This window comes from Candidatus Rhabdochlamydia sp. T3358 (genome assembly GCF_901000775.1).
Classification (GTDB): domain Bacteria; phylum Chlamydiota; class Chlamydiia; order Chlamydiales; family Rhabdochlamydiaceae; genus Rhabdochlamydia.
The window spans coordinates 87,473-102,589 of sequence record NZ_CAAJGQ010000012.1; the positions used below are offsets into that span (position 1 = coordinate 87,473).

Sequence of the window (15,117 nt, forward strand, 5' to 3'; positions counted from 1 at the left end):
TTTCTGTTTTTGACTTAAAATTGACAATATGTTTTTTTCTATTTATTTGCTATTCGTCTATATCTCAAGTTACGAGTTCTCCCAATTCGTTCAATTAATCGTTTTTCAAGGAGTGAATTAAGCCATCTTTGTGCCGTGGCGCGAGAAATAGAAAATTTATTAGTCACATCTTGAGTCGTAATTTCGTTTTGTGAGTAGAATAGAGCTAGAATGGCTTCTTCGGTTTGCATTTTTATTGGGGCTTGAGAAGAGCGTCTTGGTAAAATGCATTTTATAAAATTTGCTCCTTCGATAATTTGAGGTATTTCAAGACCCCAAGCCTCATAGCTTTTAAAGATATTAATAAACCCAGTCCCCATTTTTTCTGCAAGACCCATCTCGCGAAAGATCTTACAAATAGCAGGATTGCGTAAATAGGTTAGTCCTTTTAACAGTTGATCTTGTTCAATAGGACCTGAAAAATTACCGGGACTAAATAACTCCAAACGATCGTCATATATAGCAATCTTAGATGGAGCCTGGATATGATAATTTCGATGGATTAATAAGTTTATTAATGCTTCTCTAAAGGCAATTTCTGGAATTTCCAATTTTTCACTCCTTATAACTCCTTCAACAGAAAATGACTTTGAAAGACGATTAAGAACAAAATGATGGGCCTGCTGAAATTGGTTTAAAAGAGTGCCTTCACAATCTATGGATGCAATAGCGTTTCTGCCTTCTACACCTCGGAAATGGCTCACAATGATCATCGCTTCTGAAAGAAAAAACTGAGGAGACTTTCCAAAGTTCAATATACCTGCATAAGTGGGAAAGAGCTCGGAATGCTCTTCAATAACTAAAGAATAGGAACGCAAGACGTCTTGAGTCACTCTTGCAGATGCTTGATTTTTTCTAGCATCAAGAAAATTTTGAATTAATTGACTATCAAGAGTGTCAAGAGGGGCATTGTAAACTGGAAGTTTTTCAAAATCTATTCTATGTGATTGCCATTTTAGTTCTTCAATCATAGCAGGAGTGGCATGTACTGTGCTTCTTCCTACGCGAACATAAGTTCCTTTCTCTATTCCTTCAGACTTCCTGAAATAAGGTTTACTCATTCCTGATGACACAGAAATAATTAATACAGTTTTATCTCCAAACACTTGAGCAGCTACTAAAGGAATGATTGGTGGATAACAAGCTTCATAAATAGAATGATTTAGAGACTCAAGAAGCTTATTTATTTGATCTTCAGGAAGCCCTACTATTGTTCGATTGTTATCGACGCCAAGTATAAGTCTTCCTCCTTTTTGATTGCAAAAACCGATGATGGTTTTAATAATTTGTTCATTTTTTGGAACTTCTCTTTTAAACTCTAATAAAGCTGATTCCGACTCAGGATAGCGAACTACATTCATATTCTCTCTTCATTTGCCTCAAATTAATTTAATTATGCATTAAATGAGGCAAATGAGGCAAATAAAAAATCTATTTTTTATTTTTTTTGCCTCATTATAAGCTTTTCTGAAGAAAATGTTTGGGTAAAAAATTTTTAAGAAAATACATTTTTTGCAACACGATTAAGAGCTAATTGAATCATTTTGAGGGAATCGGGGCTTACCCCAAGCTCTTTTGCAAAATTTCCCCACTCTGCAACCGCCATTTTTACCTCATCAATGATTTGCAGGGCTTTTTGTTCTCTAATGTTGCTTATCTCTGCAAGCTTTAGTAGATGATAAAGCGTTGGATTTTTGCCCTCTCTCATAATCATGCTGCAGTGCTCTCCGCCGGGGCCCGATGAAAAGGTCAAATCATAAGCAGGTGAGACTCGCCATGTTCCTTTTTCATCCATCAAAAAAGAAAAATTTTTGGCATGATCGTCACGGTTATGACTTAAAACATTAAAAACAGCTGCTCTAAATTGTTTTTCACCTTCTTGGGAATCTTTAGTAAGCCACAATGTTGCCTTCATAATAGTTTCGTAGTCAAGGCTTGGGAAGCGATAGTCTGCATGGAGTAAGCCGCTGATTGTATGCATGTGTACCCGTCTACCAGCCACACGATCGAATCGCTTTACACCAAAATATCCTGGTTCTTTTTTAGACGGGAAAAGTTTTGCCTCTGGAACAGGGAGATGAGCTGCTTTAGCCATTAAATGATAGGCATATTCTATGAGCCCAATATCTTTGGGGTCAGAAGAAGAGCGAAATTTAATAAGATAGTCTTCTTTATCTATGGTCATCATAATTTTAGGACGTGCACCGGAAGAGGAGCCGTTCATAGCTAGTAAATCATCAACGAAACGATTATCTTCGTTTTCTTGAAACTGCATTACTTCATTACCAATCTCATCCAAATTTGCGTGATAAAGTGGCTTCATTCCTTCTATTTCTGGTTCATACACCAAGGCTCCCATCCCGTTTTTACCCACATAGCATAAACGATCTAAAGGTGAAAGATCGCCAGGGTTCAGACTCAAGCTCATTAACTTACGATCTAGAAGTAGCTTTCCCCATCCATCGGGCAAACTATCATTAAATACGCCAAATAAACCTTCAAAAACTCTATCCTCACATAGGATAATACCCGATTGGAGAGGTAATTTAAGCGGTGATAATTCTAATCCAGTTTTAATGAATTCTAGGGTATATTCAAAAAATATTCTTCGATCTTTTAGGACAAGTCTTCCCATGGAGAGTTTCTCTTGTCCGCGTATAAAATATACATGGACTACAGATGTATTTTGAAAGGTCATTTTCGACCTCTTTTACGTTTTTTGCTTTTAAGCAGCTCATCGAGTGATGCTAATTGCTCTAGTTTTTTCTGCTTAAACAAATCCTTAAATTCTTCAAGGCCGCTTAGTGCAAGTGCAATCTTAAGAAGGGACTCAAGGGATATTTTTCCTGTTTGTTCAAACTTTTTTAGTACCCCAAAACTGACTCCAGAGCGATCTGATAAGGTTTTTTGGCTAAAATTAAGAGATAAGCGCTTTTCTTTAGCTTGTTTTGCAATGTATTTTTGAACTTCCCAAGGGGTTAGCATAAATACGGTCATTATTATATCCTTTATAAGGAAAAACCTCTTATAATGGTTATTATAATATCCTTAATAAATTTAAATCAAGGAGCTTGCTTTAACGCCAGATAGATAATTTTCTTTTTTAAGGATCGCAATTAGGCGATGAGGGACATTGATTTAAAATATAGGAAAAGTTGGGGATTCCCCTTTGTTGAAGACACCCTATAAAATCAAATAAAGGGCGACAGCAGCCATCCCAAAAAGAGTCTTCAGGGCTGCTTGTAGTAATAGGGGAATTTTCCAAGTAGGATGCATTTTCAATTGTTTTGAAGGCTATTAGATACCCAATCCCTGCCCCAGCGGTTAGCAAGCCTATGATCTTTGCCGCCAGAATCGCGGTTTTACGTATAGTCGGTGTGGTTTGAACAGGAATACTAACTATTACTGAAGATAAGGAGTGTAGTGGTTTTAATTCACAAGTCATAAAAGCCCTCTCTAATTGATTTTTTTTTATTAGTAAATATTGATTAAAAAAATGCATTAAATTTTATAGATAGAGTTTAAAAGTTAGATAACCCTTATATATCTTATTTTTTGTAATTTAAGACTCTTATTGTTAGCAAACAAAATTTAAGCAAAAAAAAGATCTGAGTATGTTGTTTTTTTAATTTCATAAATTAAAGCTTGTTTTAAAAGCAATTTGTGTGTTTAGAAGGATTAAATATTTAAAAAACGCAAAAAAACAGGCTGATTGGAATCTGTTTTTGGGGTAAAATGGAACTTTAGATAATAGGTAAAAAAATAAAAAAACTTGTTATGTATATAAAAGCATCAGAATAGGTAAAATTTTTCTAGGCTCTATAAAAAATTTAAGCGTGATATAACTTATGCATTGTCCATTTTGTGCTTGTGAAGAGTTAAAAGTTACTGATTCTCGAAACGTAGCGGAGAGTAATGCTGTTCGTAGAAGAAGAGAGTGTTTATGTTGTTTACGGCGTTTTACCACTTTTGAAACAGTAGATTTAACTATTCAAGTAAAAAAAAGAGATGGACGATATGAAGATTTTTGTCAGGACAAACTGATTAAAGGTTTAGACGCAGCTTGTCGCCATACGCGCATTAGTCATGATCAGTTAAGAACTTTGGCTTATAAAATTACCTCTGATTTAATGGAGCGTCAAATTAGAGAGGTCACTACTTCAGAGTTAGGGGGAGTTGTAATGCAGCATTTACAAGAACTAGATAGCATTGCCTACATTCGATTTGCTTGCGTTTATCGGCGATTTAAAGATGTCAATGAACTTATCGATGCCATTGAAGATGTTAGCCCCAAAGATACGGTTCACTCAACAGAAATATAAAAAAAGAGGATATTTATGGCATTAACTAAGGAACAGATCACTAATTTTAAAAATCGTCTAGAGGAGTTAAAAGCTCAAATGACACATCTCATTCGTGATACGATAGAAGATGTAAGAGCAACTGATGAAATTAAAGGGTATTCTCAACATCAAGCGGATGAAGGAACCGATGATTTTAATCGAACAATTAATCTGCAGCTAAGTGGGAATGAGCGAGAAATTTTGCAGAAGATTGAAATCGCTTTGGATAAGATTGATCAAGGAACTTATGGCACTTGTGATCTTACAGGCGAGGAGATTCCTTTGAAAAGATTAGAAGCAATTCCTTATGCAAATACAACTGTAAAAGCACAAGAGATGCTTGAAAAAGGATTGTTGTAAATGGCCTTTAAGGTTAGTTGGAAGTTAAGTCTTTTAGCAATATCTATTTTTCTATTTGACGCGCTTTTAAAAATGTATGTGCATTGCTTTGTTACGCCAATGAACTTCTCTTATTTTCCTTATGGAGGAGTAGGGATTTTTCATGAGTTCGGTGTAGAGTTTGTAATTACGCATGTAATCAATAAAGGCGCTATGTGGGGGCTTTTTGCTAACTATCAGTTTTTATTAGTCTCTATTCGGATTTTTATTATCGCAGCTCTTGGCTATTATTTGTATATAAGGCAAATGAGTGATTATCGCAGAGTCTGTTTAGTTATGATCTTAGCAGGAGCTGTGGGGAATGTTTTCGACTGTATTATTTACGGTCATGTAATTGATATGTTTTGTTTTATTTTTTGGGGATACATTTATCCTGTCTTCAATATCGCAGATGCAGCTATTTTTTGCGGAATTTTAATGATGTTATTAGAGACGGCCCGCTCTAAAACGGTTGCGAGCTCTTTAAAATGACCACCTTTCGCATCAGTTCTCCTAGTCAAGAAGGCCTTCTTCAGGTTTCCAAGTGGATTAAAGTACAGATTCTTTTAGACCAAGAAGAGATCGTAGAGTTATTCAAGAAGCTAGAGCCTTTTTATCTAATAGCGGTTAGCAAACCTGTAAAAGAACAAAGCGCTCTATTGGCACAAAATGATTTTCTTCAAGTTTATTTGGAGTATATTCAATTATTAAAGAAAGGAAAGATTGCTCAAGATAGTTATTTTAGAGAATGTTTTTCTTGTGCAATGACGCGTTCTAAAGAAATATTTTATGCAATGCCTGTGTCAGAAGAAAGGCTTTTGATCAAGCCAATTTTACCAGTTATTCAAATGCAAATGCATCAATTTTTATTCTCTTCTATAGAGAAAGTATTTTACCCCATGGTTTTAGGTCAGAAAACCGTTAGTTGGGGAATTCAATTTTCTTATCCGCAGTTTTATCAGGATCCTAAGACAAAAGAAATCATGCGAGTTATTAAGAGCGATTTGTTTCCCAATACGGAATTATTTGCTCTTTTAATGAAATGGGTCCGACAGTTCACTATTCCCACCCCCTTTTTGATAGAAGAAGAGAGAATCAACGCTACTATTAGAATAGGGAAAAAATGTATGAGTTGGATTCATTTGCATCCACAATTACAAGAGCTAGGAATGAAAGTGCTATGTCTGAATTGAAAATTGAAATCATTACTATTGGCAAAGAGCTTTTGGATGGACGTACAGTAAATAGTAATGCAGCATTTATCAGCGCTCATTTATTTAGATTCGGTTATGCAGTAGAGCGTCATACAACATTTCCAGATGATCTTCAGATATTAAAAGAAGGACTAAAAGAAGCGCAGCAACGCTCGGAGCTTGTCATTATTACAGGGGGTTTAGGGCCTACCTTAGATGATCTAACTAGAAGAGTGGTAGCTGAAGTGTTTAATTGTAAGTTATCTGTAAATGCCCTAGTAGCAACTGATTTACAGAAACGATTTGGAAAAGAGTTAGATACGTTGCAAGATCAAGCTACAATTCCAGAAAAAGCTCAACCTTTGCTCAATTCTGTGGGAACAGCCCCCGGGCTGCTTTTTTCTACAAATGATAAAATTGTGGTTTGTTTCCCCGGTGTTCCGGAAGAGATGCAACCTATGTTTGTGAATACATTTCTTCCTATTCTTCAAAAAAGACATCCTCCCCTGCATAAATACATAGTCTGTTTATATGCGTGCTTTTTTCAAGAAAGCCAGATTAATCCCATGCTGAAAGAGCTGCAAACCCAATTACCTGAATTGGAAATTGGTATTTATCCCTCTTATTCTAACGTTACTATTATGTTATCTAGCGAAAATAAAGCTTCATTGGAATATGCAGAAAAATTGCTGAAAACCCAATTAGATTCTTTTTTGTACACAGCAACAACAGGTAAAATTGAAGAAGCGATTCACAGCTGGTTTATCCAAGAAAAAAAAACGCTTGTTTTAGCAGAATCTTGTACAGGGGGAACCATGGCAAGTCTGCTCACAGCTATTAAAGGAGCATCGGAATTCTTTTTGGGTTCTTTTGTAACCTATTCTTCTGATCTTAAACAGCACATACTAGATGTGCCTAAGGAAATCTTAGAAACAAAAGGAGCAGTTAGTGCTGAATGTGTTCTTGCTATGCTAAACGGAGCCTTAGAAAAAAGCCAAGCAGATGTAGGGTTGGCCATTTCAGGCATAGCAGGCCCTACAAGTGATTCTTCTAATCAGAAGATAGGGACTATGTGGGCTGCTATTCAAGAAAAAGGGAACAGTCCATATGTTTTTAGATTGCAGATTACAGGAGATCGTCAAACAATTATTTTAAAAACAGCCTATTCTTTATTTGGTATTTTATGGCGTAAGTTAGCTAAAAATATACCGCCACCCTTTACCTCTCTTTAACTAGTGAAGAATCACTTAGTATGCTAAAATAATTGGCTTAATCTAAAAGAGTTTCTATGTCTTATTCTCTAATTGATAGCGGCAATCAACAAAAGTTGGAGCGTTTTGGCGTTTTTACTTTAATAAGGCCCTGTTCTCAAGCAATCTGGAAACCTTCTCTTAAGAAGTGGGAGGCTGATGCTATTTTTTCTCGAGATGAAGGAAATTGCTGGGAATATAAGAGATCTTTGCCTAAAGATTGGATCGTAACTATTGAGGGTATACGTTTTAAGGTAGCCCCTACCGACTTTGGTCATTTAGGTGTTTTTCCGGAGCATAGTCTTCTTTTTGCCTCCATGCAAAAGTTACTTGTCTTAAGAAAAGAGCCGCGAGTTCTCAACTTATTTGCTTATTCAGGAGGTGCAACCTTAGCTTGTGCAAAAGCAGGGGCTAAAGTATGCCATGTTGATGCCTCAAAGGGGATGGTGAGTTGGGCTAGAGAGAATGCAGGATTAAATCATTTTCTAGATAAACCTATTCGTTGGATTATAGAAGATGCGAAGAAATTTCTTAAAAGAGAAATCAAGAGAGGCTCTTTTTATGAAGCAATCATTTTAGATCCTCCTAGCTTTGGTAGAGGGAATAAGGGAGAAATTTTCAAAATTGAAGAAGATCTTATAGAATTGCTAGAGTTATGTAAAAATCTTTTGAGTAAAGATGCTCTTTTCTTGTTATTTACTACCCATACGCCTGGAATTACTCCCATTGTCATCCAGAATTTAATGAAACAATTATTGCCTAAAGGAAAAATTGAGAGCAATGAGCTCTTATTACCCTCTGAAAATGGGTTTTTTATTCCTTATGGAAGTTTTGCTTGGTGGTTACCATGATAGAAGAAATTACAAGCATGCAAAATCCTAAGATTAAGCTAGCAATGCAACTAGCAAATCGCAGGACGCGCAACCAAACAAATCTTTTTCTCATTGAGGGATATCGGGAATTATCTAGAGCTGTGCAAGCTAGGATAAAGATTACCTCTTTATTTATTTGCCCTGCTTTATTTTTAGGAACAAACGAGAAAGCGCTGATTAAACAAGCTCAAGCTCCTATTTACCATTGTTCTGAATCTGTTTTTAAAAAGATTTCTTACAGGGATCGTCCAGATGGACTTATAGCTATAGCAGAGCAAATGCATGATCCACTTCACTCCATTTCATTTAGTCCTACAGCTTTTGTGGTCATTGCTGAGGCAATTGAAAAACCAGGAAACCTAGGCACTATTTTGCGTTCGGCAGATGCAGCAGGAGTAGATGGAGTGATCGTGTGTGATCGCTGTACAGATATCTATAATCCCAATGTTGTACGTGCTAGCGTAGGAACATTATTTACCACTTCAGTAGTAGAAGCTACAAGTCAAGAGGTTTTAAATCTAATGCGTGAGCATAAAATTAAAATTATTGCAGCAACTCCTTCTGCTTCTCAAGATTTTACTCAAGTAGATCTAACAGGGCCTATTGCAATTGCTGTTGGAACCGAACAATTGGGACTATCTGATTTTTGGATGGAGCAAGCTGATATTTGTGTTCGTATCCCTATGCATGGCATAGCCGATTCTCTTAACGTAGCAACAGCTACTACACTCTTGTTATACGAAGTTATTCGACAACGCAAAGGAAAAAATGCAGATCATTTTCTCAGATAATCATGTTTTAGTAGTTATGAAGCCTGCTGGTTTAAGCACGCAACCTCACTATCCCATAAAAGATAACTTAACAGATTTGGCAAAAGCCTGGGTTAAAAAAGAATATAAAAAACCGGGGGAAGTTTACCTAGAATGTATTCATCGTTTAGATAAGCCAGTTAGCGGTTTGGTTTTATTTGCAAGAACATCTAAAGCTCTTACTCGGCTGCAGCAGAGTATGCGTGAAAAGCAAATGAGTAAAACGTATTTTGCCTGGGTAGAAACAAGTGAAAATCTAAAAACCTTAAAGCAGCTAGAACATACATTAACCCATGTAAATCATCGTGCTAAGATAGTAAAATCCAACCATATTCAAGGAAAATTAGCTCAGCTTGAGTATTCTATTATAGCTGAGAAGGGAGATTTTTCATTAGTGAAAATAAAACTGCACACAGGACGCTATCATCAGATCCGTGTGCAGTTTTCCGCTATAGGATCTCCTGTTTTAGGAGATGTCAAGTATGGAAGCAAGAAGCATTTACCCAAACAGAAGATTGCATTGCATCATGCCTGTATGAGTTTTCCTCATCCTATTACACAAGAAGTAATTGCATGTGAAGGAATGCTATCGGATTGGCAGGAATTATTTTAATTATCATTTTCTTGAGAAAAAGTAGCCTGTAAAGCTTCCTCATAAGATTCCTTACAAATATCCTGCCTGGACTGCGTTTCAGGAAGATCTAGCTGGTAAGTTAAAAGCCCATTAATAGCTGAGATATAACCAATCTTAATACGCTCTGGATTATAAACCCAAATTCTTATCTCTACGTTTTTTGCGGTAAAAGGATATTCATGAAGACAGGGCCTTATCTCTTCATTGCTGTTAATATCTAATAAATACTCATTGACAGCATAGACAAGCAACTCTCTAGCTTCTTTTACATCCACTTCTTGTTCTGTATAGAGATGAAAACCCATTAACATCATTCGTATATCATCTTTCGTCACTCTACCTGTTGTTACTAGGTGGAGATTTTTTTGCTCTTTCAATTTTTCTGCTGTCTTTTCTGTAATGGTGTCTGCTATTTTTTCACAATTCAGCAAGGCTTCTTTAGAAGGCAACTGATCTTTAGGAGAAGAGCAGCCAAAAGAACAAGAGAATATAGCTAATATTACTGCGCATGTAGAAAATAATTTCATTGTTTGCTCCATAATTTTTTAAAAAAAGTATTTCATTTTAAAAGATGTTCTGCAATTTGTACAGTATTTAAAGCAGCTCCTTTTAATATTTGATCACCTACCACCCAAAGATCTAAAGTATTAGCGCAGGAAAGATCTTTTCTAATTCTTCCACAGTACACATCATCTTGCCCTGCAGCGTCAATAGGCATAGGGAAGCGATTTTTTGAGCGTTCTTCGTATACTTTTACACCAGGCGCTTTTTCTAAAAGCTCATAAGCTTTTTTAGGACAGATCTCTTGAGTAAATGTGACATTTAAAGCCTGAGAATGTGCTCGTAAAACAGGAACACGTACACAGGTTGCATTTACTTGAATATGAGGATTAGAAAGAATTTTTCGAGTTTCTTGTAACATTTTTAGTTCTTCGTCAACATAGCCATCTGCATTTAGTGCAGAGTTGTGCAAAAAAAGATTAAATGCAGATGGAAAAGGAAACTCTTTTGGCGTATGGGGCTTTTTTTCTAATACAGCTTGTGTAGCAGAGGTTAATTCTTGCATAGCGTGAAATCCAGCACCGCTAACTGCTTGGTAAGTGGCTGCCTGAATTCTTTGAATAGGAATGTACTGATGCAAGGGGAAAAGAGCCATTAACATAATCGATGCAGAACAATTAGGAGAAGCAATAACATAATTATGTTTAGCTAGCATTTTTAGATTAATCTCTGGAATGATAAGAGGCACATCTGGATCAAGTCTAAAAGCAGAGCTGTTATCGATTACAATGGTCTTTTGCCTAGCAAGATAGGGGATCCATTTACTGGAAACCTCTTTTTTTGTGCAAAAAATAGCTAGATCGATACCATGTAATTTATCTTCGGAAAGAGTTTCTAATGGAATATTTTTCCCGGAGAATAGAATAGATTTGCCTTTTGAACTTAAAGAAGCAAAACAGTGGAGTGTTTCCATGGGAAAATGACGTTTTTCTAAAAGATTCAGTACTTCTCTTCCAACAATACCGGTAGCTCCGATAACAGCGATTTTTACAGGGGGATATAATAAGATCATAATTGTTAAAAAATGCTTTAAGTAGGTTTACTATAATACAAGGGCCCTTTTATAATTGCCTCATAAAAAGAGTAATTTATTATGCAAAAAGAAATTGAGCATGCAGTTGATGAAGCAATACGAGCTATTGTACTTCTAAGAGAAGAAAAAAGCATGAGCTTTATAAAAAATACCAGTCAATTAATTGCTGAGTGTTTTACAAAAGGTGGTAAATTATTGATTGCAGGTAATGGGGGAAGTTTATGTGATGCTATGCATTTTGCAGAAGAATTAACAGGACAATTTCGTTATCCAAGAAAAGCTCTACCAGCTATTGCTTTAAGCGATCCAGGTCATTTAAGTTGTACAGCAAATGACATGGGATTTGACTTTGTTTTTGCAAGAGCAGTAGAAGCTTTTGCTAAACCAGAAGATCTATTTATTGCTTTAACAACAAGTGGTAATTCCATAAATCTATTTAAAGCTATGTTAACGGCACAAAAAAAAGGTCTAAAAACAATTGCTTTTCTTGGTAAGACAGGAGGTAAGTTAAAAGGAATGGCTGATCTGGAATGGATCGTTTCCGGATTTGAGTTTTCAGACCGGATTCAAGAAGCCCATATGACGGCTATTCATATTATTATAGAACAAGTAGAGATGCTGCTTTTTCAAACAGAGCCAAGAGCTGTTTGTGTTTCTTCTTAAAAATGTAAAACGATATTTGTTTCGAGTTATTCAAAAAGAGAAAAAACCTTTTTTTCTTATTCCGTTCTTTTTTTTGATAAGTACTTTTTTTTCTTTAGGGGTACGCTTAAGACATTTAGCTTATGACAGGGGCTTTTGCAAAGTACATAAGCTACCTGTTTTTGTAGTCAGTATTGGGAATATTGCGGCTGGAGGAACCGGTAAAACGCCGCTGATTCAAAAGCTCATAAAGCATCTTGATCCGAAACTCAGATTAGCTGTTCTTACAAGAGGGTTTCTTTCAAAGATTGAAGCCTCTGGCAGAGTAGAAAAAATTTCTGACGGAAAAGGTTGTGTTCTACCGGTTCAATATTGTGGAGATGAACCTTATCTTTTAGCAAAGACAACCTCAGTGCCTATTTGGGTCGGCAAAAATCGTATTGAGAGTGGATATAAAGCAGTTGCTGAAAAAATGCAGTGTTTACTACTAGATGACGGGATGCAATATCGAAGCTTAGCGCGTAATTTAGAAATTATTATGATCGATGCAAAAGATCCTTTTGGTCAAAAAAAGTTTTTGCCAAGTGGTTTATTACGTGATGCTCCTTCCCGATTACATCGAGCTGATTGGATTATTGCCAATCATGTGGATTCAGTTTGTCGGTATGAAGAGTTGAAAAAAAAAATATCTTTATATAGCTTAGCGCCGGTTATTGGCATGAAAGTAGTTGTTTGCGACGCACAAGAAGTGGCTGGAAAAAAAGTAGGGGTATTTTGTGCTTTGGGTAGGCCAGAGCGGTTTTTGCAAACCGTAAGAGAAACAGGATGTAGTATTGTAGATCATGTATTTCTACCAGACCATATGCCTTTTGGGCTAAACGAGCTTAATTTATTTGCTAAAAGATGTAAGGATAAGGCAGCAGAAATGATTTTATGCACAGAAAAGGATTGGGTTAAATTATCTTCTTTTGGATGCTGTATACCTGTAATTGCTTTACGTGTAGAATTAGAGGTTGTAGCAGGACATACTATCTGGCAAGAGATGTTAGATAAAATAGAAATTTTTTCAAATAAAGGGCATCGATGAGCGAAGAGATAAAAGTACTATTACCTAAACTAGGGGAGAGTATTCATAGCGCTATTATAGTGCAATGGTTTAAGAAAGAAGGAGAAGTGGTTCAATTGGATGAGCCTTTATTAGAAGTTTCTACCGATAAAATCAATAGTGAGATCCCATCGCCTATAGCAGGCGTTTTACAAGAAATTTGTGCAAAAGTGGATCAAGAGGTTCAAGTAGGGGAACTTTTAGCGACTATTTCTACAGAAGCTATGCAAACAAAAAAAAATCTAGAAAAAAATACCCCTTCTCCAGTTTCAATCAGCGCTGAGCAAAATCAAGATTTTTTTTCACCTGCTCTTTTACGATTAGCTAGAGAAAATAAACTAAATCTGGAAGAATTACAAAAAATTATAGGAACAGGATCTGGAGGAAGAATTACCAAACGAGACTTAGAGCTTTATTTAGAAAAAAGAACTGAAAAAGAAGAAAGCTCTTTACAGCCCATAGAAAGATTGCAGATGACCGGTATGCGCAAGGCGATAGCAGATAATATGGTTCGCTCTTTTTATGAAGCCCCTCATGCTACGCTGATTACAGAAATAGATATTACAGATGTGATGCAATGTATCCAAAAAGAAAAGCAGAGTTTTTTAGAGAAATATCAAGCAAAACTTACCTTAACCAGTTTTATTGCTAGAGCTTTAATTAAAGCTCTCCAAGAATTTCCTTTATTAAATTCTTCTCTAGATAAAGACACCATTTTAATGAAGAGGTTTATTAATTTAGGGATTGCAGTTAGTGTTGAACAGGGATTGCTTGTACCTGTTTTAAAAGGAGCTCAAGATTTACCTCTTCCGAAAATTGCTCAAGGAATCAGTGAGTTATCTCATAAAGCTCGGACGGGAAAATTAATACCTAGTGATGTAACTGAGGGGACAATCACCATTACAAATTTTGGTATGTCTGGTGTGCAGATTGGAATTCCTATCATTAGATATCCTGAAGTTGCCATCATTGGTGTAGGTGCTAGCTATAAAAAAGTAGTTCCTCGAGAAGACGATAGCCTTGCTATTTGCAATATGGTTAATCTTTCTTTAACCTTTGATCATCGTGTGCTCGATGGCATGTATGGTTGTGCTTTCTTAAACGCACTAAAGCACCACTTAGAAATGGATAAAGGGCTCTAATCTTTAATCTGGTTTTAACTAGGATTGCTTGCATAAAGAGGACTAAAATTCAATTTTAGTCCTCTTTATATCTTCCTGCCGTCTTTAGAGCAGATGTCGGGTCATGCAATCCCTTATACAATAGCCGCTCTGTGTCATATTATATTGTCTACATCCTTGGACACAATCTGAGAAAGCTTCATTTGATTCTGAGAAATCCTCATTTGATCCTAAAAAAGCCTTAGCTGCAATAGGAAGATTTAAAACTGCAAGAGCTAGCAGAGCAATTCGAGCTGTTATTTGTTGTTGATTGCAAAGGGATAATCCCATAGGTCTGATAAAAGAATTTATGGATTGTGTTACAGAATGAATCGTTTCCAACATAGGTTTCTCCTTAAAGATTCATGATGATTTTTTATAGAAAAAACTATATTGTCATTTATTAAATATCAATAAATTTTTATTAAAAAAATTACATTCGTCTCCAAAGAAATGCAGTTGGTGTTAGGTCTCTTGTGGCATGCTTGCATTTGAAATAAAAAAACCACTCATTGTACAATGAATAGCAGATAGCATCAGTTCATTGAAGGAGACTTAAATATAGCATTTTTCAGATATTTAGATCCAAAAAACGATATCGCTTTTAAGAAGATCTTTGGTTCAGAAAAAAATAAAGATATTCTGATCCATTTTTTAAATGACATCCTGGGTTCCTTTAAAAAAAACCCTATTGTAGATGTAGAGTTTTTACCCACCATTTTAAATCCTGAAACCGCTATACAAAAACAAAGCATTGTTGATGTTTTATGCAAAGATAAAGAAGGAGTAAAATACATCATCGAAATGCAGGTATCAGCGACTAAAGGATTTGAAAAAAGAGCACAGTACTATGCAGCTAAAGTTTATGGCGATCAAGCCAGAATTGGAGAAGAGTATCATGATCTTAAAGAAATTATTTTTCTAGCTATTGCCGATTACGTCATTTTTCCCAATAAGTCCCATTATAAATCAGATCACATAGTACTAGATAAGATCACACATGAACATGATCTTAAAGACTTCTTTTTCACCTTTAGCAAACTGCTCAATCCGGGTTGAATAACACCTGCAATAACACCTAAATGATCTAATCGTTCT

General features: G+C 35.9%; 18 protein-coding genes and 1 pseudogene. 12 read left to right on the forward strand and 7 right to left on the reverse strand.

Going from position 1 to position 15,117, the window contains the following annotated elements; genetic code table 11:
- Nucleotides 1–38: 38 nt before the first annotated feature.
- From RHTP_RS03520 to RHTP_RS03535, 4 genes are all read right to left on the reverse strand, one after another.
- Nucleotides 39–1,400, reverse strand: a complete 1,362-nt coding sequence (locus RHTP_RS03520) for an RNA-binding domain-containing protein (RefSeq protein ID WP_138106750.1) — start codon at nt 1,398–1,400, stop codon at nt 39–41.
- Nucleotides 1,401–1,534: 134 nt separating this feature from the next.
- Nucleotides 1,535–2,737, reverse strand: coding sequence for a type II toxin-antitoxin system HipA family toxin (locus RHTP_RS03525; RefSeq protein ID WP_138106751.1), 1,203 nt, complete (start codon nt 2,735–2,737; stop codon nt 1,535–1,537).
- Nucleotides 2,734–3,036, reverse strand: a complete 303-nt coding sequence (locus RHTP_RS03530) for a helix-turn-helix domain-containing protein (protein WP_212742852.1) — start codon at nt 3,034–3,036, stop codon at nt 2,734–2,736. The genes RHTP_RS03525 and RHTP_RS03530 overlap by 4 nt, the downstream gene beginning before the upstream one ends.
- A gap of 106 nt (nt 3,037–3,142) precedes the next feature.
- Nucleotides 3,143–3,484, reverse strand: a complete 342-nt coding sequence (locus RHTP_RS03535; RefSeq protein ID WP_138106752.1) for a hypothetical protein — start codon at nt 3,482–3,484, stop codon at nt 3,143–3,145.
- Between the two features lie 403 nt (nt 3,485–3,887).
- Here RHTP_RS03535 and nrdR point away from each other — a divergent pair, with 403 nt between their 5' ends.
- Genes nrdR through RHTP_RS03575 form a run of 8 tightly spaced genes read left to right on the forward strand, consistent with a single transcriptional unit; the run spans nt 3,888 to nt 9,497 of the window.
- Entirely contained in the window at nt 3,888–4,361 is a 474-nt protein-coding gene (gene nrdR / locus RHTP_RS03540) for a transcriptional regulator NrdR (RefSeq protein ID WP_138106753.1), read from the forward strand.
- Nucleotides 4,362–4,376: 15 nt separating this feature from the next.
- Nucleotides 4,377–4,742, forward strand: a complete 366-nt coding sequence (locus RHTP_RS03545; RefSeq protein WP_138106754.1) for a TraR/DksA family transcriptional regulator — start codon at nt 4,377–4,379, stop codon at nt 4,740–4,742.
- Nucleotides 4,743–5,252 carry a signal peptidase II gene (gene lspA / locus RHTP_RS03550; protein WP_138106755.1) on the forward strand — a complete coding sequence of 170 codons (510 nt, stop codon included), beginning with the start codon at nt 4,743–4,745 and terminating at the stop codon, nt 5,250–5,252.
- Complete coding sequence (locus tag RHTP_RS03555) at nt 5,249–5,953, forward strand: hypothetical protein (protein WP_138106756.1); 705 nt, start codon at nt 5,249–5,251, stop codon at nt 5,951–5,953. Before lspA ends, RHTP_RS03555 begins: the two co-directional genes overlap by 4 nt.
- Nucleotides 5,941–7,185: a CinA family nicotinamide mononucleotide deamidase-related protein gene (locus tag RHTP_RS03560; RefSeq protein ID WP_171005723.1), complete on the forward strand. Its 1,245-nt coding sequence runs from the start codon at nt 5,941–5,943 to the stop codon at nt 7,183–7,185. Before RHTP_RS03555 ends, RHTP_RS03560 begins: the two co-directional genes overlap by 13 nt.
- A gap of 56 nt (nt 7,186–7,241) precedes the next feature.
- Nucleotides 7,242–8,054 carry a class I SAM-dependent methyltransferase gene (locus tag RHTP_RS03565; protein ID WP_138106758.1) on the forward strand — a complete coding sequence of 271 codons (813 nt, stop codon included), beginning with the start codon at nt 7,242–7,244 and terminating at the stop codon, nt 8,052–8,054.
- A complete protein-coding gene (locus tag RHTP_RS03570) occupies nt 8,051–8,866 on the forward strand; it encodes a TrmH family RNA methyltransferase (protein WP_244609518.1) in 816 nt (271 codons plus the stop codon). The genes RHTP_RS03565 and RHTP_RS03570 overlap by 4 nt, the downstream gene beginning before the upstream one ends.
- Nucleotides 8,844–9,497 (forward strand): RluA family pseudouridine synthase, encoded by a 654-nt coding sequence (locus RHTP_RS03575; protein ID WP_138106759.1) that lies wholly within the window; start codon nt 8,844–8,846, stop codon nt 9,495–9,497. Before RHTP_RS03570 ends, RHTP_RS03575 begins: the two co-directional genes overlap by 23 nt.
- On the opposite strand, the gene RHTP_RS03580 is transcribed toward RHTP_RS03575, so the two are convergent.
- Nucleotides 9,494–10,045: a hypothetical protein gene (locus RHTP_RS03580; protein WP_244609519.1), complete on the reverse strand. Its 552-nt coding sequence runs from the start codon at nt 10,043–10,045 to the stop codon at nt 9,494–9,496. The two genes, RHTP_RS03575 and RHTP_RS03580, sit on opposite strands and share 4 nt — an antisense overlap.
- 32 nt (nt 10,046–10,077) lie before the next feature.
- On the reverse strand, nt 10,078–11,091 hold the full coding sequence (locus RHTP_RS03585; RefSeq protein WP_138106760.1) for an aspartate-semialdehyde dehydrogenase: 1,014 nt from the start codon (nt 11,089–11,091) through the stop codon (nt 10,078–10,080).
- A gap of 81 nt (nt 11,092–11,172) precedes the next feature.
- Here RHTP_RS03585 and RHTP_RS03590 point away from each other — a divergent pair, with 81 nt between their 5' ends.
- Genes RHTP_RS03590 through RHTP_RS03600 form a run of 3 tightly spaced genes read left to right on the forward strand, consistent with a single transcriptional unit; the run spans nt 11,173 to nt 14,001 of the window.
- Nucleotides 11,173–11,775, forward strand: a complete 603-nt coding sequence (locus RHTP_RS03590; RefSeq protein ID WP_138106761.1) for a D-sedoheptulose-7-phosphate isomerase — start codon at nt 11,173–11,175, stop codon at nt 11,773–11,775.
- Nucleotides 11,762–12,841: a tetraacyldisaccharide 4'-kinase gene (gene lpxK / locus RHTP_RS03595; protein WP_171005724.1), complete on the forward strand. Its 1,080-nt coding sequence runs from the start codon at nt 11,762–11,764 to the stop codon at nt 12,839–12,841. Before RHTP_RS03590 ends, lpxK begins: the two co-directional genes overlap by 14 nt.
- The gene (locus tag RHTP_RS03600) at nt 12,838–14,001 is read left to right on the forward strand and encodes a dihydrolipoamide acetyltransferase family protein (RefSeq protein WP_138106763.1); all 1,164 of its coding nucleotides are present in this window, start codon (nt 12,838–12,840) and stop codon (nt 13,999–14,001) included. The genes lpxK and RHTP_RS03600 overlap by 4 nt, the downstream gene beginning before the upstream one ends.
- 84 nt (nt 14,002–14,085) lie before the next feature.
- Here RHTP_RS03600 and RHTP_RS03605 read toward each other — a convergent pair whose 3' ends face one another.
- Nucleotides 14,086–14,364 (reverse strand): hypothetical protein, encoded by a 279-nt coding sequence (locus tag RHTP_RS03605; protein WP_138106764.1) that lies wholly within the window; start codon nt 14,362–14,364, stop codon nt 14,086–14,088.
- Between the two features lie 216 nt (nt 14,365–14,580).
- On the opposite strand from RHTP_RS03605, the pseudogene RHTP_RS03610 reads away from it, so the two are divergent.
- Nucleotides 14,581–15,063: pseudogene (locus RHTP_RS03610) on the forward strand (Rpn family recombination-promoting nuclease/putative transposase); the annotation flags it as partial.
- Nucleotides 15,064–15,117: the final 54 nt, after the last annotated feature.

Bases quoted from the DNA above. Each gene is read 5' to 3' on its own strand.
- RHTP_RS03520 (WP_138106750.1), bottom strand. From the start codon at position 1,400: ATGAATGTAGTTCGCTATCCTGAGTCGGAATCAGCTTTATTAGAGTTT.
- RHTP_RS03525 (WP_138106751.1), bottom strand. From the start codon at position 2,737: ATGACCTTTCAAAATACATCTGTAGTCCATGTATATTTTATACGCGGA.
- RHTP_RS03530 (WP_212742852.1), bottom strand. From the start codon at position 3,036: ATGACCGTATTTATGCTAACCCCTTGGGAAGTTCAAAAATACATTGCA.
- RHTP_RS03535 (WP_138106752.1), bottom strand. From the start codon at position 3,484: ATGACTTGTGAATTAAAACCACTACACTCCTTATCTTCAGTAATAGTT.
- nrdR (WP_138106753.1), top strand. From the start codon at position 3,888: ATGCATTGTCCATTTTGTGCTTGTGAAGAGTTAAAAGTTACTGATTCT.
- RHTP_RS03545 (WP_138106754.1), top strand. From the start codon at position 4,377: ATGGCATTAACTAAGGAACAGATCACTAATTTTAAAAATCGTCTAGAG.
- lspA (WP_138106755.1), top strand. From the start codon at position 4,743: ATGGCCTTTAAGGTTAGTTGGAAGTTAAGTCTTTTAGCAATATCTATT.
- RHTP_RS03555 (WP_138106756.1), top strand. From the start codon at position 5,249: ATGACCACCTTTCGCATCAGTTCTCCTAGTCAAGAAGGCCTTCTTCAG.
- RHTP_RS03560 (WP_171005723.1), top strand. From the start codon at position 5,941: ATGTCTGAATTGAAAATTGAAATCATTACTATTGGCAAAGAGCTTTTG.
- RHTP_RS03565 (WP_138106758.1), top strand. From the start codon at position 7,242: ATGTCTTATTCTCTAATTGATAGCGGCAATCAACAAAAGTTGGAGCGT.
- RHTP_RS03570 (WP_244609518.1), top strand. From the start codon at position 8,051: ATGATAGAAGAAATTACAAGCATGCAAAATCCTAAGATTAAGCTAGCA.
- RHTP_RS03575 (WP_138106759.1), top strand. From the start codon at position 8,844: ATGCAGATCATTTTCTCAGATAATCATGTTTTAGTAGTTATGAAGCCT.
- RHTP_RS03580 (WP_244609519.1), bottom strand. From the start codon at position 10,045: ATGAAATTATTTTCTACATGCGCAGTAATATTAGCTATATTCTCTTGT.
- RHTP_RS03585 (WP_138106760.1), bottom strand. From the start codon at position 11,091: ATGATCTTATTATATCCCCCTGTAAAAATCGCTGTTATCGGAGCTACC.
- RHTP_RS03590 (WP_138106761.1), top strand. From the start codon at position 11,173: ATGCAAAAAGAAATTGAGCATGCAGTTGATGAAGCAATACGAGCTATT.
- RHTP_RS03600 (WP_138106763.1), top strand. From the start codon at position 12,838: ATGAGCGAAGAGATAAAAGTACTATTACCTAAACTAGGGGAGAGTATT.
- RHTP_RS03605 (WP_138106764.1), bottom strand. From the start codon at position 14,364: ATGTTGGAAACGATTCATTCTGTAACACAATCCATAAATTCTTTTATC.